The sequence below is a fragment of the Zhihengliuella alba genome (genome assembly GCF_039538765.1).
GTDB lineage: Bacteria > Actinomycetota > Actinomycetes > Actinomycetales > Micrococcaceae > Zhihengliuella > Zhihengliuella alba.
Genome location: NZ_BAABCJ010000007.1, coordinates 168,643 through 186,948, shown reverse-complemented (window position 1 = coordinate 186,948; position 18,306 = coordinate 168,643). Strand labels below are relative to the sequence as shown.

Genomic DNA, 18,306 nt, shown 5'->3' with positions numbered 1-18,306 from the left:
TTGGCAAGGCTCTGGGGCCTAGGGTCATGCGAAAAGGGGGAACCATGGACTTCTCATCAGAGCAGACTGCTCGTGTTGCCGGTGTCATGACGGGTCAGGCCGCCGGCGACGCGCTGGGTGCGGGCTATGAGTTCCATTCGCCGATGGAGCCGACTGAACCGGTCGACATGATCGGCGGCGGGCTGGGCCCGTTCGCACCGGGGGAGTGGACGGACGATACGTCGATGGCGGTCTCGATCGCGCAGGCGCTGGTCCGCTCGGGCAGCGAGCTGACGGACGCGGCCTGCGACGACATGGTGCGGCAGTGGGCGGAGTGGGACCTGACGGCGTCCGATGTCGGCGCGCAGACGCGGAGCGTCCTGGAGCGGTCACGTCGTCGCGCCGCGGCCGAGCACCGGGCGGCGGTGAACTCGGAGGACGCCGTCGCGGCGGCGGAGGAGACGCACCGCCGGGCTGGCAAGTCCGGTGGCAACGGCAGTCTCATGCGGACGTCGCCCGTGGCCCTGGCCTTCTTGGACCGTACTCCGGAGGAGGCCTACGCGGCAGCAGTGCGCATCAGCGGGCTGACCCACTTCGATCCGGAGGCCGGTGAGGCCTGCGGCCTCTGGACCGTTGCGATCCGGCATGCGGTCTTGACCGGCGAGCCGGACATCCGCGCTGGGCTCGACTTGTTGCCGCCGGAACGCTCCGCCGTCTGGCTGGAGCGCATCGAGACGGCTGAGGCCAGCCTGCCGTGCGACTTCGATCGCAACGGCTGGGTCGTCCAGGCGTTCCAGGGTGCCTGGAGCGCTATCGCCACCACTGCCGCCGGCGGCGCCGTCGGGCCCGGGCATTTCAAGTTGGCGCTCGAGGCTGCCGTCCGCGGCGGCCGGGACACCGATACTGTGGCGGCGATCGCCGGCTCACTGCTCGGCGCGGCGTACGGTGTGCCCGCGATCCCGAACGAGTGGTTCCGCATCCTGCACGGCTGGCCGGGCCTGCGCGCCCGCGACCTGATCGGCCTGACGATGAAGCTGCCCCTCCGCTCTGGCCTGGAGGAAACGTGACCGACTTTGGGTTTTCACTAGCAGATGAGCCAAACATCAATACGCTAATGCTCCTTGAGCATTAGCGGGCGCAGGTGTTGCGGCAAGACTCTGAACGCGCCCGCTCTTGGACAGGCTCTAAAACTTAAACATCGGCCGTTCAGGTTCCGTGGAGCGCGCAGACATATAAGCAAGGTGGAGAAAAATGGAAATTGGAGTCGTATCTTTAGTTCTAGAAGCCGCTTCTCAGGCAGCCGTACTGATCGGCGAAGTCGGCAAACGAAGAAAGCAGGCTTCGAGCGATACACTTCTTGCCACACTGCAAAAACTTGATTTGGAAATATTCAAGGAAGATACCACCGCCCTCTCATTGGCTGCGCACATGAAGGGGACAGTATTTGCCGCCGAGGTACACCCGGCTCTAAAAACCGTGGAGTATAGGTCGCTACTTACAGAACTACTTCTTACCGTTCTAGTTGATAACGAAGACGAAAAGCAGCAATTAGTACTAGCGTCGATGGACGCATTCTGGACACGCACTCTGGAGAGTCACGCCACTTTGCCCGACATTCAATGCTTCTCCGAAAGTTTGTCGAGCTGCCTAGTGACAACTTGCCAGACGTTGGCCGATGAATTGCGGCAGAATAACCCTTCGGCACTGGTTGCGCTCCAGAATGTATCGTTGTTAAAGCGCGTCGATACAACACTAGGCAACATCGATGAGCACCTGAAACTAATCTCAGCAGGCGTCTCGCCGGAAACTGTAGCAACTCGCAGGAAATGGACAGAGACATACAAGGGACTGTGCGCCAAGATTCATGGATACATCGTTCCACCGGACTTCGAGACGAACCGCAAGGTGCCGATGGACGAACTATACGTTATCCCTAGTATCGCGGATGGTGGTCCGAGTCAATACAAGGGTGGCCCGGACCTAGACTTCGAGGAGTTCGTTTCGGCGATAGACAGGACCGTTCTCTTGGGAGATCCTGGCGGAGGAAAATCGACCCTCTCGAACTACCTAGCGGCGACGGTAGCGAAAACGACAAATGACGAGATCCCTTTCCACATCACACTCCGGGAATACGCCAAGGTCGCAACCGACCAATCGGTGCTGCAATATATCGAAAAGCAATTGTCCACTTTGTATCAAGCCCTCCCGCCAGCTGGCTTTGTTGAGGAACTTCTTGTCTCGGGACGTGCGTTGGTAATATTTGACGGTCTTGACGAGTTGATCGATGCAACAAAACGTCGCTCTATCAGTTCTATTGTTGAGACGTTCGGTGTTCGTTACCCATTGACTAGAATACTCGTTACGTCACGCCGCATCGGCTACGATCAAGCACGGCTCGACCCGGAGATCTTTCTCGTTCGTGTTATCGGTGAGTTCAAGCAGGAAGATGTCGCAAATTACGTACACAAGTGGTTTGCTTCCCAGGATGAGTATGAAGAATCAACCGCTGAGCAACTCGCAGAGTCCTTTGTTGCACAAAGCGAAGCTGTTACTGACCTTCGGTCGAACCCATTGATGTTAGCTCTGATGTGTATCATCTTCAGGGGTGAGAACTTTATCCCACGAAATCGCCCCGCAGTTTACGAAAAATGTGCTACATTACTGTTCGAAAAATGGGACGGCCACCGGGAAATTGTTGTGCCATTAGAAGCAAGAAACTACGTCGATTCAGCGCTGAAATATATTGCGCATTGGATGTTGGAATCTGAAGTGGCCGACCTGGGAGTCAACTACGAACGTCTCGTGAGAGAGATCTCTGCGTACTTGGCCGAAAGAGCCTTTGAGACTGAAATGGAAGCAGAGAAAGCGGCTAAGGAATTCGTGGATTATTGTAAGGGGCGAGCTTGGGTATTCTCAGACGCGGGCACAACAAGCGACGGCACTTCACTATTTACGTTCACGCATAGAACATTTATGGAATACTTTGCTGCTTATCACTTAACGCGAATCCACGAGACACCAGAAAGACTCGCCCGAGCGGTTCTTCCCCGAATCGCGAAGGAGGAATGGGACGTTGTAGCCCAGCTGGCGGTACAAATTATGGAGAAAGCTGCGGACCGAGGGTCGGAGAGAGCGCTCAGGACAATGCTCGAGGAAGCAAGAAAGCGGGCTGTCTCGGGTCGGTCGAATGTTCTCCAGTTCGTTGTTCGCGCGGCCGTTATTGCCAATGTCTCTCCGCACTTTATCCAGAACTTGACAATTCGAGTTACCAAGTTTTTCCTTGACCACATCGATATTAGAAGCTCGGGGACGGGGCCGGCGAATGCTTGGATCGACCTTGTTTTTATTAGTCCGCGCGATCCGGTAATCGAGCGCACGCAATCCGAGGTCCTCGCAGAAGTTCTTGCAAACGGAACAACGGCCGAGAAGTCTGCGGCATGTCGCCTTATCATATTAGCTCTGAGTATTTCGTGGAGCGGTTTCTCCGGAGGCTCTCCTGATAACCGAAATCTATGGCAGTTCTTTTGCGGTGTAGCACATAAGTTCTCGAGCGATCTTAGTCAGATAGTTCACGAAGAGCCGGTTTATCTAGCGACTTTGATCCTCGCAGGTATCGAGTCTCCTGACGCGGTCAAGGCCGACGCAACACCTCATCGCTCTCTTGCGGAGGCATTCTTCAATTCCTATGATATCGACAATGCATACTTTTCTCCTCCTTCGTTAGCTCTCGCGTTATCTACGCTCGGGAGCAGGCCGCCTCGAGGCGCCGACTCGGAGAAGGATGAGCTCGCCTTGGTCTTGGCTCGGATACTACTCGCACGGTTTGCTGCCGAAAGACCTTTGCAGAGGCCTGATAAGGTTCTCCCTCCTTACCAGATCGCGTTTAGTCCAAAGGTGGAAGTGGATCATCCTGCAGAGATTGTCGAAGCCGCAGTCGTAGTTTCGCTTGCTCACTATGAATTACTTGAACCGTTTATACGAAAGAGCTTCGCGGAGCTCCCTGATGCGCCATCCAAAATTCTTCCAAGATTAGCCTATGCCAGGTACAAACAACGAGAAGTTGAGCTGAGTGATATTGAAGACTTGGGCCTCTCGAGCGGTATTGCTGAGTTTGCGACCTCTTGGTCTCGGAACTTGGTAAGTGTCTTCACGGCGATCGAATAGTCAGATCTCACTTTAAGATCTCGTTATAGTTCGTGTTTCGAAGTGTCGCTGTGTCAGCCCGCTTGCTTCTCGGGCACGGTCAGTGGCCTCGCCCGCCCGTTTCTGCGGTTTACTGGCAACATCATTGTCATCCAAGCGAACACAGCTTGCGGCGTTGGCGGATTCCCGCACGGCCGGAACGGCATGTCGGGATGTGTGTAATGTTTGTAAACGTGTGCCGTCTGAGGCTCCGTGATAGGAGCGTGAACATGTAGCCCGGGCTCGCTGCGGGCAGAGCCTCTACCCCCAGGTAGTAACCACTACCGTGTGGACTGCCCGCTCTCTGAGCCCCATCGACATCGTTGAGAGGCAGAACGACGCCGTGAGGACGGGTGCGAACCATGCTCGTGAGGATGGTGCCAACGACCCCGCCACAGATTGTGACTATGTGCCAGTCACTGAACATGTTCACGAGCGTCCTCACGGTCCGCCAAGAGCTCCGTTCTGGACGTTTTTCCTGGCGTTTTCGCATGGACCCGGCCGAGCATCGTGATTGGCATCGTGATTGGCGTCTCTCCGAGCCGCGATGGTGGTAAGGAAGCGGTCGGCCGGGCGGAGGCGGCCGGACGACGAGATTCGGAGCGCTGCTTAGTGCAGTGTCGCTGCCGCCGCCGGGCTGGGGAATGGTTCCCTATGGCACGACGTATCCGGCCAGACGGATGAGCTCGTACCACTCGGCCCGGGTCAAGGGGATCTCCGAGCCCTTCGCGGCGCCCGTGATGCGCTCCGGCGTGGTGGTGCCCAGCACCACCTGCATATCTGCGGGGTGGCGCGTGATCCACGCGACGGCGATGGCGATCGGCGGCACGTTGTACTTGTTGGCCATCCGCTCGATGGCCCGGTTTAGCTCCGGGTACCTCGTCGAGCCGAGGAACGGGCCCTCGCCGGTCCCGGACTGGAACGGCGACCACGCCTGCAGCGTGATGCCGTGCAGCCGGCAGTAGTCCACCAGCCCGTCGTCCCGGGTCACCGACTGCTCCAGCCCCTGCATGTTCGCTGCGATGCCCTGCGCCAGCATTGGCGCGTGCGTGAGGGAGAGCTGGACCTGGTTGGCGATGATCGGCTGCCGCACGTACTGCCGCAGCAGCTCGATCTGCCGCGGAGTGTGGTTGGAGACGCCGAACGCGCGGACCTTGCCCGCGGCCTCCAGATCATCGAACGCGCGGGCAACCTCCTCCGGCTCCACCAGGGCGTCCGGGCGGTGCAGCAGCAGGACGTCGATGTAATCGGTGCCGAGCGCCTTCAGCGAACCCTCGACGGAGGCGACGAGGTGCTCATAGGAGAAGTCGAAGTACGGCCCCTCCCGGACGATGCCCGCCTTGGTCTGCAGGGTGTACTGACCGCGCTCGGACGGCGAGAGCTGCATCGCCTCGGCGAAGCGGCGCTCGCATCCGTGGAGCTCCGAACCGTAGATGTCCGCGTGGTCGAAGTACGTGATCCCGGCGTCGCGGGCGGTCGCCACGAGGGTGCGGACGTCGTGATCATCCAGCTCCTGGATCCTCATCAGCCCCTGGACGACGTTGGGTGCGGGCAGGGCGACCCCCGGCAGATCGATGGTCCTCATGCGGCTCCTTGGTGGCAAGACCGGCGTCCGATTACCGGGGCGCCCGATGATTAGATGGATGCGGTCTTCAGAATAGGCCAGCCACTTCGAAGGGGAACCCATGACCACGGGAATCAATCAGACCGACGGCGTCGCAGGGCCGACGCTTGCCGACGCACTGCAGGGACCGCCCCGCCGGGACGTCGCGGGCATGAAACGCCAGCTGGCCGAGGTGGCGCCGGGCGAGCCCGCTACGGTGCTGATGCGCTCAGCCCGCTATGGCTCGTACCTGATCACCGGGGTGCCCCATCTGACGGATCTGGACGACGTGCTCATTGGCGGCGTTCTGATCGCCGGCAAGAAGGACAAGGAGAAGCGCTCGGACGAGCCTGTGGCGATCCGCCGTCCCGAGCAGGAGGTCCGCCAGTACCCGGCGGTCCCGCCGGAGACGATCTCCGGCGAGCCGACCGCGGCGCAGGACATCCGCCACGGCGACCTGGTGACCGGGGCGTTCGAGCAGCAGCCCTACGGCCGATTCGTGGTCTCCGGGGTGGCGACGGCGGCCGCCTCCGACGAATCGCTGGTGATGATCGGCCCGTGGATCCTGAGTGCGGACGGCTCGGCGGCTCCGCGCTGCGTGGAGGTCATCCGGGTCGCCGCCCACGGCGAGCACACGGTCCCCGTCCCGCAGCTGCGCCAGGTGATCCTTGAGGACGGTACTGCGGCGTCGAAGGCCGCTGCGGTCTAGGGAGGGACTGAACCCATGCGCCAGCCTCTGATTGTGTTCGCGAGCGTCATCGTGGCCTTTGTGGTGAGCTTCGTCGCCGACACTTATTTCGGTGTCCCGTTCTGGAGGCGGCTGATCACCGTGGTGTGCGTGTCCCTCCTCATGACGACTGTCCTGACCAAATGGTCGGCGGTCCGCCGGCAGGCGTCGAAAGAGTAAGTGAGAGCAGGCATTGCCGGGGTCCTGAGTCGCGTCAATAGAACCTGACTTGGCTCAGGAGTAAGGTCGCAGAGCGTGAGCACAACTCCTTCCGTCACTCCGTCCTGGCGTATGTGGTCCATCTGGGTGGTCGGTGTCCTGGCCTATGTCCTGGCCATCACCAACCGCACGTCGCTCTCCGCCGTCGGGGTGGACGCGGCCCAGCGGTTCAACGCCGACGCCTCCATGCTCTCGATGCTCGCCGTGCTGCAGCTGGCGGTCTACGGCTTCATGCAGATCCCCGTGGGGCTGTGGCTGGACCGGTTCGGCGCCCGGCCGATCATGGCGATCGGCATGGTCCTCATGGCGCTGGGGCAGATCATGATCGCGTTCGCGCCGACCGTCGGCATCGCCGTCTTCGCCCGCATGCTCCTGGGTGCGGGAGACGCCGCCGTATTCCCCGGTGTCCTCCGCCTCATCGCCACGTGGTTCCCGGCCCAGCGCAGCCCGGTGATGGTGCAGCTGACCGGCATTTTCGGGCAGCTGGGACAGATCGTGGCCCTCATTCCGCTGGCGGCCCTGCTGCACTCCACCACCTGGTCCATCGCCTTCGGCGGCCTCGCCGGGCTCGGCATCCTCTTCGCGATCCTCGTGTGGGCGTTGGTGAAGAATCACCCGCCGGAGCGGAGCGCGGACGTCTCCGTCAACACGGACACCGGCGCCATCGAGATTGTCCAGAGCTCCGTGGACACCAGCGTGGGCATCCGGGCCGCCTGGAATCACCCGGGCACACGGCTGGCGTTCTGGACGCACTTCTCCACCCCGTTCGCCGGTACGGCGTTCGTCATCCTGTGGGGCATCCCCTTCCTCACCGTCGGTCAGGGCCTCAGCCTCGGCGAGGCCTCGGCCGTCGCGAGCACGCTGGTGGTGGCCGGCATCCTCTTCGGCCCTATCATGGGCACGCTGTCCGCCCGGGCGCCGGTGCACCGCTCGCGCCGGTTGGTCCTGCCCGCCGTCGCCATCCAGATGACAGCATGGCTGGTGGTGATCCTCTGGCCCGGCCAGGCGCCGCTGTGGCTACTGTTCCTGCTCGCGATCGCCCTCGCCGTCGGTGGCCCCGCCTCGATGATCGCGTTCGACCAGGCGCGCACGCACAACCCCAGCCACCGGCTCAGCACGGCCACCGGCATCACCAACGTCGGCGGCTTCCTCGCCGCACTGCTGGCGATCCTGTTCATCGGCATGGCCATGGACCTCCAGGGCGCCAGCCAGCCGGAGGACTACACGCTGTCCGCCTTCAAGGTCGCGTTCCTCATGCAGGTGCCGTTGTGGGTGCTCGGCATGGTGTTCATTGCCCGCGAGCGCAAGCGCACCCGTATCTGGGTGGGCATCGACGAGCCGCGGCGTCCCCGAATCAAGAAGCCGAAGAGGGAGAAGTAAAGCATGAACGCGCATAGTCACGGGACAACGACGACGACCGCTATCCGCCCAGCCCGAGTGGAGGATCTGGCCGCGGCTGCCCGCACCTTGGCCGCGGCCTTCGATGAGTACGCCTGGACTCGGTGGGCCATCCCCGAGGAGGGTTACGCGCAGCGCCTCGAGGAGCTTCAGCGGCTCTACCTCGGTCACGCGCTCCAGTACGGTCTGGTGCTCCTCGACGACCAGATGGCGGCGGTCGCCGCCTTCTTGCCACCCGATGCGGCCGAACCCGAGCCGTTCGTGCAAGAGCGGATCGCCGAACTCCACGGGGACCGCCTGACGGAGCTCATGGGGCTCAGTCTCCCGGACGCCCCCGACGGCGCCTGGACCCTGGAGACGGTCGGCGTCGATCCGCGCCGTCAGGGCACTGGACTGGGCACGGCCGTGACGGCGGCGGGGCTCACTGTCATCGACGAGCGCGGCGCGCCGGTGGCGCTGCAGACGTCGGACGACCGCAACGTGCGCCTCTATGAACGACTCGGCTTCGCCGTCGTCGAAACGACGCAGGTCCCCAACGGCCCGGTGGTGTACTCGATGGTGCGGGAGAAGAGCGCCCGCTGACCGCCCGCCAGTGCGTCCAGCCAGTATCCGGCCAATACTCATAAGCCGGGCATACGGCTTTCACAGGGCTGCCAAAAACTGGCTTCGTAATGTCGTTGCCATGACGAACAATTCACCGAATTCCCGTACCGACACCGCCCTTTCCGCAGCCACGGCGGACGACGTCCACCGGCCACGCCACCGCCGGGCCCTCTGGCTCGCGGGCGTCTTCCTGACCGCCGCCCTCGCCTTCACCGGATGTGCCGCCGGCGCCTCGTCGGCGGGCACAGCGGCGGCGGACACCACCGCCACGGCGGAGACGACGTCGGACTCCTCGGCTGGCACCGTCGCGGAGGCCGAGGAGTCCTCGACGACGGCCCGGACCATCGCCGACACCGCGTCCGCCGCCGAGGCGTTCATGCAGACCCTGAGCGACGAGCAGCGCGAGCAACTGCTCCACGCCTACGACGACGAGACCAAGACGACGTCCTGGTCCAACTTCCCGGTGACGTTCGTCGAGCGGGCTGGCCTCAACCTGGCGGACCTCACCGAGGAGCAGCAGGCCGCGGCCCTTGAGGTCCTCGAGGGGCTCCTGAGCGACGAGGGCTACGCCACCGTCTCCAACATCATGGGCGGCGACCAGTTCCTGCTGGAGAACAGCTCCAGCACGGAGGACTCGCTGGGCCAGTACTACATCGCCTTCTTCGGCGACCCGAGCGACACCAGCGCCTGGGAGGTCCAGTTCGGCGGGCACCACCTGGGCCTGAACGCGACGCTGGACGGCGACGCGAACACCGTGACGTTCGCCCCGACGCACCTGGGTGCCCAGCCGGCCGTCTACACCGACGGGGACGGCAACGAGATCCAGACGTTCGCGACCTTCTACGAGACGGCCTTCGCGTTCTACGACAGCCTGACCGAGGAGCAGCAGGCGGAGCTGTACCAGGGCGAGCAAGTGCAGAACCTGGTCTGCGCGCCGGGCGGGACCTGCGACTACCCGACCGGCACCGGCCTCTCCGGGGCGGACCTGTCCGCCGAGCAGCGGCAACTCCTGCTCGACGTCGTCGAGAACTGGGTGGGACTGGCCGACGAGGAGACGACGGCCACGGAGCTCGCCGCGATCGAGGCGACGCTGGACGAGACCTACATCAATTGGTCCGGAGCCACGGAGTACGACATGACGCAGGGCGACGGCATCTACTTCCAAATCTCCGGCCCCCAGGCCTACATCGAGTTCTCCAACCAGCAGGGATCGGCCGGTGCCGACGTCGACGGCTACACCACGGCCGGCTGGGGCCACGTCCACACGATCTACCGCGACCCGACCAACGACTACGCCGGCAGCGTCGAGCAGCAGGAGACCGCGGGCATGGGCGGCGCCCCCGGGGCGGGGGGAGGGCCCGGCAGGACCCCGCCGTCCGACGGCTGAGTACAGCGTTCCATGTACTGTGGGTGCCATGCCCTCCAGCACCGCCGCGCCGCCCATCAGGACCGCACCGCCCGTCAGGAACGCACCGCCGAGCCGGGCCGCCGTGCTCTCCCGGCTGGGCTACGCGCTCTCCGACCCGACGCGCGCTGGCGTGCTGCTGGCGCTCCGCGAGGCGCCGGCCTATCCGTCAGACCTGGCCGCGGCGCTCGACGTGTCCCGGCAGGTCATGTCCAACCAGCTGACCTGCCTGCGCGGCTGCGGCCTGGTCGAGGCGACGCCCGAGGGCCGGCGCACGCTCTACCGCCTGGCCGACGGGCACCTCGCCCCGGCGCTGGAGCAGCTCATGAGCGTCGTCGTCGCGGCGGACCCCGACTGCTGCCAGGACGAGGGGTGCACCTGCTGATGGCGTCCCCGACCCTCACCGACGAACGCCGCCGCACCCTGCACCGCCGGATCAAGCTGATTGTCGCCGGAACCATCGGCTACAACCTCATCGAGGCGGTCATCGCGATCTCCGCCGGGACCATCGCATCCTCGGTGGCGCTGATCGGCTTCGGGCTCGACTCCACCATCGAGGTCCTCTCCGCGGCCGCCGTCGCCTGGCAGTTCACGCGTCGCGATCCTGAGCGTTGGGAGAAGCCCACCCTCCGCGTCATCGCGGTCGCGTTCTTCGCGCTCGCCGCCTACGTCAGTACGACGTCGGTGCTCACCCTGCTCACGCAGGCCCGGCCGGAGCACAGCACGGTCGGCATCGTCCTGACGGCGCTGAGCGTGGTCATCATGCCCCTGCTGTCCTACGCCGAGCGCCGGGCGGGCCGGGAGGTCGGCTCGGCGACCGCCGTCGCGGACTCGAAGCAGACGCTGATCTGCGCGTACCTCTCGGCGGCCGTCCTCGCCGGACTCGTCCTGAACAGCCTCTTCGGCTGGTGGTGGGCGGACGCCGTCGCCGGGCTGGTCATCGTGGTCTTCGCGATCCGCGAGGGGGTCGAGGCCTGGCAGGGCGACACCTGCGGCATGTCCGTGGGCATGATCCTCGAGGACGAGCACGCCGGGGAGGACCACTGCCACGGTGGCGGCGCAGCGCCATCATCGGGGAGCTAGCGCCTCGGGCGTTCAGCCGCTGCGGCGGGACGAGCTGCGCGGGCGGAAGCGGGTGGCGGCGCGGCGGTGCGCGACGGCGGGCTCGCCCGCGATGGACTGCTCCAGCAGGTCCAGCAGATCGTTGCACGTCGCCTCCGGGTTGAACTGGATGGCGCTGATCGGCGGGCGCGAGTGGCGGGCGTGCTCCGAATCGGACCCCGTGGCCACCAGGACGTCGGCCGGCACGTCCAGGCCGGTGGACTGCAGGCCGGACTGGACCCCCGCCGCGTGGCGCCCGGTGAGCGCGTACACCGCGTCCGGGCGGCCCTCCGCGAGGATCCGCCCCACGGCGTCGATCCCGCCCTGGACGCCCGCGCCCTCCGGCACGCGGTACACCCGCGGCTCCGCGCCGTGCTCGTCACACCACGCCCGGTACGCGGCCTCCGAGTCCAGGTTCCATGCGTTCTGGTCCGTCCCGGCCACCAGGACCGGCCGCCGCGCGCCCTCCGCGGCGAAGTGCTCCAGGACGGTGCGGCAGCTGGCGGCGTCGTCCTCCGAGGCCCACGCCTGGAACTCCGGGCGCTGCGGGTCCGCGCCCTGGGTGACGTACGGGATGCCCCGGTTGCGCAGCAGCTCCACCACCGGATCATTCCGGTGCGGATTCAGGACGATGTACCCGTCCAGCATGAAGGAGATCATGGGGATGCTCCGGCCCGTCAGATCCGGCACCAGCATCGGCGCCAGCCCGCGCTCCAGCGCCTTGGCGCTGAGCACGCCCAGCGTCCGCTGGAAGACGTCCACGCCCGGCACGTAGTACTCGCCGAGCGAGTCCAGCGAGCGCACCACAATGCCGATCGCCCCCAGCGGGGCCCGGCGCAGGCCGCGGGCCAGCGCGTCCGCCTGGTAGCCCATCCGCTCGGCCACCGCCTTGATCCGCTCCCGCGTCGCCTCGCTCAGCGTGCCCTTGCCGTTCAGGGCGTGGGAGACCGCCGTGATCGAGACGCCCGCGGCCTGCGCTACGTCCCGGATCTTCACCTGCTGCGCCCTCGCCATGGCGTGGCCTCCTCCTGTTTGCGCTGATCAGGCCGCGATTCTGCCCGGCTCAGCCGAACCCATTGTATAAAACGTTTTATGTTCCTAGCGTGTTCTCCAGCTCACATCCCGCCAGCCAGGAGGCACACCCCAGCATGAGGCTCCAGACCCTCGTCACCAGCACCACCGACCCCGCCGAGCGCGGCCGCCAGATCGCGGAGGCCCACGGCGGGCAGATCCGCCGCAACGCCGCGGACTACCTCCAGCACTTCGCCGCCAAGGGCATCGACGCCGCCACCGTCCGCGGCACCGCCGAGTCCAGCCACGAGGCCCTCCGCGCCTGGCACGCGGACCTCGCCGTCGAGATCGACGCCATGGCGGACGCCCTCGGCCTCGAGCGCTGGCACCTCGCCGCGCTCAACGCCCGCACCGAGGTGCTCGCCGCCGCCCCGCCGAGCCGGGAGGGGGAGTGCTCCACCGCCGTCGTCCTCCGCCCGGGCACCGAGCCGGTGACGTTCCAGACCTGGGACTGGCACCCGCACCTGGCCGAGGAGGGCCTGCTGCACCAGCTCGCCACCGATGAGCGCCGCGTCAAGATCTTCACCGAGCTGGGCATGAGCGGGAAGATCGGCGTGAACTCGGACGGGCTCGGCGTCCACTTCAACATCCTCTCCCACCAGCAGGACCACCCGGCCGGCGGAGTCTCCGTGCACTCGATCGCCCGCTCCGTCCTGGAGCGCGCCGCCACCCTCGAGGAGGCCGTGGAGCTCACCGCGGACGTCCCCGTCAGCGCCTCCACTGTCCTGACGGTCGTCGAGGGCGGCGAGACCCCGCGCGCGGCGAGCATCGAGTTCTCGCCGGTGGGCCGCCGCGTCGTCGGACGCACCGAGGACGGCTGGGTCCTGCACACCAACCACTTCCTCGCCGAGGACCTCCACCGCGGGGACACCATGCCCGCGGACTCCACCACCGCGGAGCGCCTCGCCCACCTCGGCGCGGCCACCGCGGAGACCGAACCCCGCACGACGGCGGAGCTCGCCCGCGCGCTGGCCTGCCCGGCCGGCGCCGCCTCCGTCCTGAGCATGCACCCCAAGGAGGGCGAGCCCGCCATCGAGCAATGGCAGACCCTCCTGACCATCGGGCTGGACGTGGACGGCTTCGCGCTCGTCTACTCCACCGAGGACGTGGAGACGGCCGCGGCCACCGGGTTCGCCCGGTTCTAGCCGCCGGCCGGATCCTCCGCGCCCGGATTCTCCACGCCCGGATCCTCCGCGCCCGGATCCTCCACGCCCGCCCCGCCACGAACACCGCACCACTCCGACCACTCCCACTCGCAGAGGCATCGCATGACACTCACTGACACCACCCGCCGGGACACCCCGCGGATCCCGGCCCGCCGGATCTTCATGGTCTCCGGCTTCGGCACCGCGCTGGAGTTCTACGACTTCACGGTCTACGGGCTCGCCGCCGCGCTCGTTTTCCCGCAGCTCTTCTTCCCCAGCTTCGACCCCCTGGTCGGCACCGTGATCGCGTTCGCCGCGTTCGGGTCCGGCTTCCTGGCCCGCCCGCTGGGCGGCATCGTCTTCGGCCACTTCGGCGACAAGTACTCGCGCCGGACCGTCCTGATCGTCACCCTCATGCTGATGGGGGCCGCGACGTTCCTCATCGGCTGCCTGCCCACCTACCAGGTGCTCGGCGCGTGGGCGCCGATCCTGCTGGTCGCGCTGCGCCTGCTCCAGGGCTTCTCCGCTGGAGGCGAGTGGGGCGGCGCGTCCCTGACGGGCGTGGAGAACGCCCCCGAGAACCGGCGCGGGCTCTTCGGCAGCTTCACGTCGATGGGCATCGGGATCGGCTCCCTGGTCGGCTCCGCCGCGTTCATGCTGGTCACGCTCCTGCCGGAAGAGGCGCTCCAGACCTACGGCTGGCGGATCCCGTTCTGGGTCGGCGGCGCGCTGGTCATCGTCGGGCTGATCGCCCGCGCCAAGCTGCCCCAGGAGGCCAAGCGAGAATCGGACACCGTCAAGGTCCCGCTGCTGGTGGCCATCCGCCAGCACCCGAAGCAGATCCTGCTGGCGATCGGCGTCGCCTACGGCTACAACACGCTCGCCTACATCGGCTCCATCTTCACCGTCACCTACGCGGAGCACCGCGACTACAGCTCCACCATCTCCCTGCTGCTGCAGGTGGTCGGCGCCGCCGTATTCGTGGCTGCCGCCCCCACCATGGCGATCCTGTCGGACAAGTACGGGCGCAAGAAGGTGATCGGCTGGGGCACGGTGGCCTACGCGCTGTTCTTCTTCGCGTTCTTCCCGCTCGTGGACACCCACATTGCGTGGCTGGTGGTGGTGGCTTACGCACTGGTCAACGTCTTCATGGCCGCCCCGCAGGGCTGCATCCCGGCGTTCCTCTCGGAGCAGTTCCCCGCGGCCACGCGCTACTCGGCCATCTCGACCACGTACCAGACCGGTGCGGCGATCGGCGGCGGCACCGCGGCCACCGTGGCGGCGGCCCTGTTCGCGGCGATGGACCAGAACCCGATCGGCGTGGCCCTGTACACGGCGGCGGCCGCCGCGGTCCTGGTGTTCTGTGCCTCCCGGCTCCGCGAGACCTACCGCGTGGAGACCCAGCACCTGGGCGTCGCCTCCCACGGTCGCTGAAAGCCGGTGCGCTGGCGTACGCCGAGGCGCTGACGTACGACGTCGTACCCGCCCTCCCGGCCCGCCCCCCTGGAGGGGGGGGCGCCGGGAGGGCTCGGTCGTTCGCTTCCGCGCGCCGATCCGGCGGTGCTACCGCCGTGTGGGGCGCAGCTGCGCCGGGACGTCGCGCTCGCCGGTGGCCAGGCCGGCCGCGAGGGTGCCGAGCAGCGGGGCGAACTTCGCACCGTGCCCGGAGCAGGCGGAGACTACGGTGAGGCCCTCGTGCTGGTCGAAGACGAAGTCCTCGTCCGGGGTGTTGGTGAAGAGGCAGGTGGTCTCCGCGTAGGACTCCGGCTCGACGCCCGGCAGGTAGCGGGCGGCGTAGTCGGTGACGCGGCGCCGCTGCTCGTCGGTGATCCGGCCCGTCTGCGCCGAGGCGTCCGGGAGGGGCGTGCCGCCGTTGAACTCGGCGACCTTCTGCCCGGCGAAACCGGCGTCCCGCCCGCCCGGCAGCGTGTAGACGATCATGTCCGGCAGGTAGTGGATGCTGGTGGGCCACGGCGTGGGGTCCTGCGCGAACGACTCGTTGCGGTACGGGAAGTGGAACGCCGCCTCCTGCATCACCGTGAACTCCGGCAGCGCGCGCGTGAACTGCGTCGGCAGGTCCAGCCGGCCCAGCATCCGCGGCAGCCAGCCGCCGGCGGCGACCACCACGCGCCGCGCGGAGAGCCGCCGGCCGTCGTCGGACCGCAGCACGTAGCCGGCGCCCTGACGCGTCACGTCCGCGACGGCCCAGTCCGTCAGGATGGTGGCGGACTGCGCGACGGCGGCCGCCACCATCGCGTCCACCGTCGACTCCGCGTCCAGCACCCCCGCGGACGCGTGCCAGAGCGCCTCCGTGCCGAAGGCGAAGCGGTCGCCGAAGCGCTCGTCCGCCACGGCGGGGGAGAGCAGCTCGTGCTCGATCCCGGCCTCCGCGAGCAGCCGGGCCAGGCCGCGCGGATCGTGGCGCTCGCCGGCGTCCAGGCAGCCCGTGCGGGTGACGAGCGGCGCGCCGTGGAGCCGCTCGAGCTCCGCCCAGCCGTCCTCGGCCTCCTGCATCAGGCGGATGTAGAGCGGGTCCGGGTAGACGTAGCGGAGGATCCGGGCCGAGCCGTGGGACGATCCGCGCTGGTTCGCCGGCCCGGACGCGTCCAGCAGGGCCACCCGGTGCCCGCCTTGGGCCAGCCGCCAGGCCGTCGACGCTCCGGCCAGCCCGGCCCCGACGACGGCGTAGTCCACGGCGTCGTTCATCCAGGGCCCCCTACTCGGCAGCGCCGGTCGACTCTGCTTCGAGGGCGGCGACCAGGCGCACGGCGCGGGCCGCCTCGGCGCCCTTCGTGACGAAGTGATCGTAGAAGAACTTCTCGTGCTCCGCCGTCTGGAAGTGGTGGGGCGTGAGGCTGACGGAGAACGTGGGGACGCCGGTGTCCAGCTGGACGCGCATCAGCCCGTCCACCACGGCCTGCGCCACGAACTCGTGCCGGTAGATGCCGCCGTCGACTACTAGGGCGGCGGCCACCACGGCGTCGAACCGGCCGGACTCGGCCAGCCGCTTGGCCTGGAGGGGCATCTCGAAGGCACCGGGCACCGTGGCGACCTCCAGCGCGTGGTCCTGCCCCGCCGCCTCCATGTCGGCGGTGAAGCCCTCCAGCGCCCGGTCGACGATCTCCGCGTGCCATCCGGCCTTGATGAAAGCCACGTTTAGTCGCCGTGTCATGGGTGCTCCTCGGTCCGCTCGCAGGGGGCCGCTGGCCGGCCCCTTCAGGGGATCATCCTAGGCCGCGCGCACGCGACCCGGGCGAAGATGTTGCGGCATCGTGTAGAGCCACGGCGTCCAGGGCCGGGCCCACACGAGGAGTACGGTGACCGCGAGCGTCGCCACGGTGAGCACCAGCACGTGGGCGACGTCCGGCAGTGCGCCGGCCGGGAGGACCCGGTCCCGCAGCAGCACCAGGACCGGGAAGTGCACCACGTAGACCACGATCGAGCTGCGGCCGCACCACGTGACGAATCGCAGGAACGCCGACGGCGGCAGATGCGGCGCGACCCACACGATCCCCAGGATCCCCAGCGCGGACAGGCACGCGCCCGGCAGGGTCGCGAAGCTCGGGATGCCCGCCCGCACGGTCGCGTAGGACGCGGCGGCCACCACGAGCAGCAGCGGTACGACGCCGGCCCACGGTGCGTCCAGCCAGCGCCGCAGGTACGGGCGGGCCCAGGCGCCGAGGAAGAAGAACGCGCCGTACCAGAGCGTGTTGCCCTTCAGGCCCTGCTCGATCCCGGTGGCCACCGCCAGGAGCACCGCGGCGACGAAGACCAGCAGGTAGCCCCAGTGGTGCGTCCGCGGCAGGGCGGCCGTCAGCGGTTTGAACAGCAGGGCCAGGCCGTAGCAGGCCAGCAGCGCCATGAGGAACCACAGGTAGTCGCCGCTGGTCAGGTACGCGTGGAGATCCAGTGGGAGCCCGAAACCGTCCCGCGCGAGCAGTCCGTAGAGGACCAGCCAGATCACCAGGGGCCACGCGATGGCCGCGACCTTTCCCCACACGTACTGGGGGAGCGGCTTGGCCATGGAGTGCTCCACCAGCAGCCCGGAGAGGAACATCAGCAGCGGCATCCGGAACGGCGCCAGGTACTCGTTGGCGTCCGTCCACCACGGGAGCGAGACGCCGCCGTGCTCGTTGGAATGCATCAGCACCACCAGCAGCACGGCCAGCCCCCGGAGGAAGTCCATCCAGTGCAGCCGGGCGGAGCCCAGGGCGTTCTCCGCCGGTCGGGCGCCGGTCACCCTGCGGCCCGCTGTTCCCGACGCCGCCCATCGAGCGACGCAGCACGCGCTTCGCCGGTGCGTCCTTCGTCGGTGCGCCCTCCGCCGGCGCGGGCGCGATGGCGGCGGACCGCGTCCCGGTTCGCGCAGCGGACGGAGCAGTAGCGCTGGCGCCCGTTGCGGGTGACGTCCACGACGACGGCGGTGCACGGGTCCTCGTCCGTGGCGCCCGCCGCGCAGCGGCCCAGGCGGTGCATGCCCCGAGTGGTCAGGTGCAGGGCCGTCCCGACGCTGATCACGGCCCGGAGCACATGCGGCAGGCTCTGCTGGTCGTCGCGGTAGTGGAGGTGCCAGCCCTCGTCGTCGTGATCCGTCAGCCGGGGGTACGCGGTGGCCGCGGCCATCATCGAGTTCAGCAGCGCAGCGCGCTGGTTCTCCTCGTCGGCGTCGACCACGCCGAGCCACTCGTCGATCACGGCCCGCGTGGCCGCCAGGTCGTCGTCCCGGACCGGGAACGCCATGGTCATGCCGAACTCGCGCGTCCGCGCCTCGAGGGCGTCGCGGTCCGCGGGCCACTCGTTCGCCAGCGACGCGGCGAGGAGGACCGCGTACTCGCCGTAAGGGTTGAGTTGCATAAGGGCATTACAGCATGGT

Annotated in this window: 17 protein-coding genes; 11 read left to right on the top strand and 6 right to left on the bottom strand. The window is 67.1% G+C overall.

What is annotated here, in order from left to right; translation table 11 throughout:
• The first annotated feature begins 44 nt into the window (after positions 1-44).
• Positions 45-1,046, top strand: a complete 1,002-nt coding sequence (locus tag ABD784_RS13595; protein WP_344885802.1) for an ADP-ribosylglycohydrolase family protein — start codon at positions 45-47, stop codon at positions 1,044-1,046.
• 184 nt (positions 1,047-1,230) lie between these two features.
• On the top strand, positions 1,231-4,143 hold the full coding sequence (locus ABD784_RS13590) for an NACHT domain-containing protein (RefSeq protein ID WP_344885799.1): 2,913 nt from the start codon (positions 1,231-1,233) through the stop codon (positions 4,141-4,143).
• Positions 4,144-4,813: 670 nt separating this feature from the next.
• Here ABD784_RS13590 and ABD784_RS13585 read toward each other — a convergent pair.
• Complete coding sequence (locus tag ABD784_RS13585) at positions 4,814-5,746, bottom strand: aldo/keto reductase (protein ID WP_344885796.1); 933 nt, start codon at positions 5,744-5,746, stop codon at positions 4,814-4,816.
• Between the two features lie 100 nt (positions 5,747-5,846).
• Between ABD784_RS13585 and ABD784_RS13580 the strand changes: the two genes are divergently transcribed.
• The 7 genes from ABD784_RS13580 (at position 5,847) to ABD784_RS13550 (ending at position 11,199) form a co-directional block, all read left to right on the top strand.
• Positions 5,847-6,473 (top strand): hypothetical protein, encoded by a 627-nt coding sequence (locus ABD784_RS13580; RefSeq protein ID WP_344885793.1) that lies wholly within the window; start codon positions 5,847-5,849, stop codon positions 6,471-6,473.
• 15 nt (positions 6,474-6,488) lie between these two features.
• Positions 6,489-6,671 (top strand): hypothetical protein, encoded by a 183-nt coding sequence (locus ABD784_RS13575; RefSeq protein WP_344885790.1) that lies wholly within the window; start codon positions 6,489-6,491, stop codon positions 6,669-6,671.
• A gap of 111 nt (positions 6,672-6,782) precedes the next feature.
• The gene (locus ABD784_RS13570) at positions 6,783-8,090 is read left to right on the top strand and encodes an MFS transporter (RefSeq protein ID WP_344886212.1); all 1,308 of its coding nucleotides are present in this window, start codon (positions 6,783-6,785) and stop codon (positions 8,088-8,090) included.
• Positions 8,091-8,093: 3 nt separating this feature from the next.
• Positions 8,094-8,690: a GNAT family N-acetyltransferase gene (locus tag ABD784_RS13565; protein WP_344885787.1), complete on the top strand. Its 597-nt coding sequence runs from the start codon at positions 8,094-8,096 to the stop codon at positions 8,688-8,690.
• Between the two features lie 100 nt (positions 8,691-8,790).
• On the top strand, positions 8,791-10,098 hold the full coding sequence (locus ABD784_RS13560; protein WP_344885784.1) for a DUF3500 domain-containing protein: 1,308 nt from the start codon (positions 8,791-8,793) through the stop codon (positions 10,096-10,098).
• A 28-nt stretch (positions 10,099-10,126) separates the two neighbouring features.
• Positions 10,127-10,501, top strand: a complete 375-nt coding sequence (locus ABD784_RS13555; protein ID WP_344885782.1) for an ArsR/SmtB family transcription factor — start codon at positions 10,127-10,129, stop codon at positions 10,499-10,501.
• A complete protein-coding gene (locus ABD784_RS13550; protein ID WP_344885779.1) occupies positions 10,501-11,199 on the top strand; it encodes a cation diffusion facilitator family transporter in 699 nt (232 codons plus the stop codon). Before ABD784_RS13555 ends, ABD784_RS13550 begins: the two co-directional genes overlap by 1 nt.
• A 12-nt stretch (positions 11,200-11,211) precedes the next feature.
• Here the strand turns inward: ABD784_RS13550 and ABD784_RS13545 are convergent, their stop codons facing one another.
• On the bottom strand, positions 11,212-12,231 hold the full coding sequence (locus tag ABD784_RS13545) for a LacI family DNA-binding transcriptional regulator (RefSeq protein ID WP_344885776.1): 1,020 nt from the start codon (positions 12,229-12,231) through the stop codon (positions 11,212-11,214).
• 134 nt (positions 12,232-12,365) lie between these two features.
• Between ABD784_RS13545 and ABD784_RS13540 the strand changes: the two genes are divergently transcribed.
• The gene (locus ABD784_RS13540) at positions 12,366-13,433 is read left to right on the top strand and encodes a C45 family peptidase (protein WP_344885773.1); all 1,068 of its coding nucleotides are present in this window, start codon (positions 12,366-12,368) and stop codon (positions 13,431-13,433) included.
• Between the two features lie 123 nt (positions 13,434-13,556).
• Positions 13,557-14,867, top strand: coding sequence for an MFS transporter (locus tag ABD784_RS13535; RefSeq protein WP_344885770.1), 1,311 nt, complete (start codon positions 13,557-13,559; stop codon positions 14,865-14,867).
• A gap of 129 nt (positions 14,868-14,996) precedes the next feature.
• Here the strand turns inward: ABD784_RS13535 and ABD784_RS13530 are convergent, their stop codons facing one another.
• Genes ABD784_RS13530 through ABD784_RS13515 form a run of 4 tightly spaced genes read right to left on the bottom strand, consistent with a single transcriptional unit; the run spans position 14,997 to position 18,287 of the window.
• Positions 14,997-16,139 carry an FAD-dependent oxidoreductase gene (locus ABD784_RS13530; RefSeq protein WP_344885767.1) on the bottom strand — a complete coding sequence of 381 codons (1,143 nt, stop codon included), beginning with the start codon at positions 16,137-16,139 and terminating at the stop codon, positions 14,997-14,999.
• A 10-nt stretch (positions 16,140-16,149) separates the two neighbouring features.
• Positions 16,150-16,605, bottom strand: coding sequence for a 6,7-dimethyl-8-ribityllumazine synthase (locus ABD784_RS13525; protein WP_344885765.1), 456 nt, complete (start codon positions 16,603-16,605; stop codon positions 16,150-16,152).
• A 57-nt stretch (positions 16,606-16,662) separates the two neighbouring features.
• Positions 16,663-17,673, bottom strand: a complete 1,011-nt coding sequence (locus ABD784_RS13520) for an acyltransferase family protein (RefSeq protein WP_344885763.1) — start codon at positions 17,671-17,673, stop codon at positions 16,663-16,665.
• Positions 17,670-18,287: a CGNR zinc finger domain-containing protein gene (locus tag ABD784_RS13515; protein ID WP_344885761.1), complete on the bottom strand. Its 618-nt coding sequence runs from the start codon at positions 18,285-18,287 to the stop codon at positions 17,670-17,672. The genes ABD784_RS13520 and ABD784_RS13515 overlap by 4 nt, the downstream gene beginning before the upstream one ends.
• Positions 18,288-18,306 lie beyond the last annotated feature (19 nt).

Bases quoted from the DNA above. Each gene is read 5' to 3' on its own strand.
- ABD784_RS13595 (WP_344885802.1), top strand. From the start codon at position 45: ATGGACTTCTCATCAGAGCAGACTGCTCGTGTTGCCGGTGTCATGACG.
- ABD784_RS13590 (WP_344885799.1), top strand. From the start codon at position 1,231: ATGGAAATTGGAGTCGTATCTTTAGTTCTAGAAGCCGCTTCTCAGGCA.
- ABD784_RS13585 (WP_344885796.1), bottom strand. From the start codon at position 5,746: ATGAGGACCATCGATCTGCCGGGGGTCGCCCTGCCCGCACCCAACGTC.
- ABD784_RS13580 (WP_344885793.1), top strand. From the start codon at position 5,847: ATGACCACGGGAATCAATCAGACCGACGGCGTCGCAGGGCCGACGCTT.
- ABD784_RS13575 (WP_344885790.1), top strand. From the start codon at position 6,489: ATGCGCCAGCCTCTGATTGTGTTCGCGAGCGTCATCGTGGCCTTTGTG.
- ABD784_RS13570 (WP_344886212.1), top strand. From the start codon at position 6,783: ATGTGGTCCATCTGGGTGGTCGGTGTCCTGGCCTATGTCCTGGCCATC.
- ABD784_RS13565 (WP_344885787.1), top strand. From the start codon at position 8,094: ATGAACGCGCATAGTCACGGGACAACGACGACGACCGCTATCCGCCCA.
- ABD784_RS13560 (WP_344885784.1), top strand. From the start codon at position 8,791: ATGACGAACAATTCACCGAATTCCCGTACCGACACCGCCCTTTCCGCA.
- ABD784_RS13555 (WP_344885782.1), top strand. From the start codon at position 10,127: ATGCCCTCCAGCACCGCCGCGCCGCCCATCAGGACCGCACCGCCCGTC.
- ABD784_RS13550 (WP_344885779.1), top strand. From the start codon at position 10,501: ATGGCGTCCCCGACCCTCACCGACGAACGCCGCCGCACCCTGCACCGC.
- ABD784_RS13545 (WP_344885776.1), bottom strand. From the start codon at position 12,231: ATGGCGAGGGCGCAGCAGGTGAAGATCCGGGACGTAGCGCAGGCCGCG.
- ABD784_RS13540 (WP_344885773.1), top strand. From the start codon at position 12,366: ATGAGGCTCCAGACCCTCGTCACCAGCACCACCGACCCCGCCGAGCGC.
- ABD784_RS13535 (WP_344885770.1), top strand. From the start codon at position 13,557: ATGACACTCACTGACACCACCCGCCGGGACACCCCGCGGATCCCGGCC.
- ABD784_RS13530 (WP_344885767.1), bottom strand. From the start codon at position 16,139: ATGAACGACGCCGTGGACTACGCCGTCGTCGGGGCCGGGCTGGCCGGA.
- ABD784_RS13525 (WP_344885765.1), bottom strand. From the start codon at position 16,605: ATGACACGGCGACTAAACGTGGCTTTCATCAAGGCCGGATGGCACGCG.
- ABD784_RS13515 (WP_344885761.1), bottom strand. From the start codon at position 18,287: ATGCAACTCAACCCTTACGGCGAGTACGCGGTCCTCCTCGCCGCGTCG.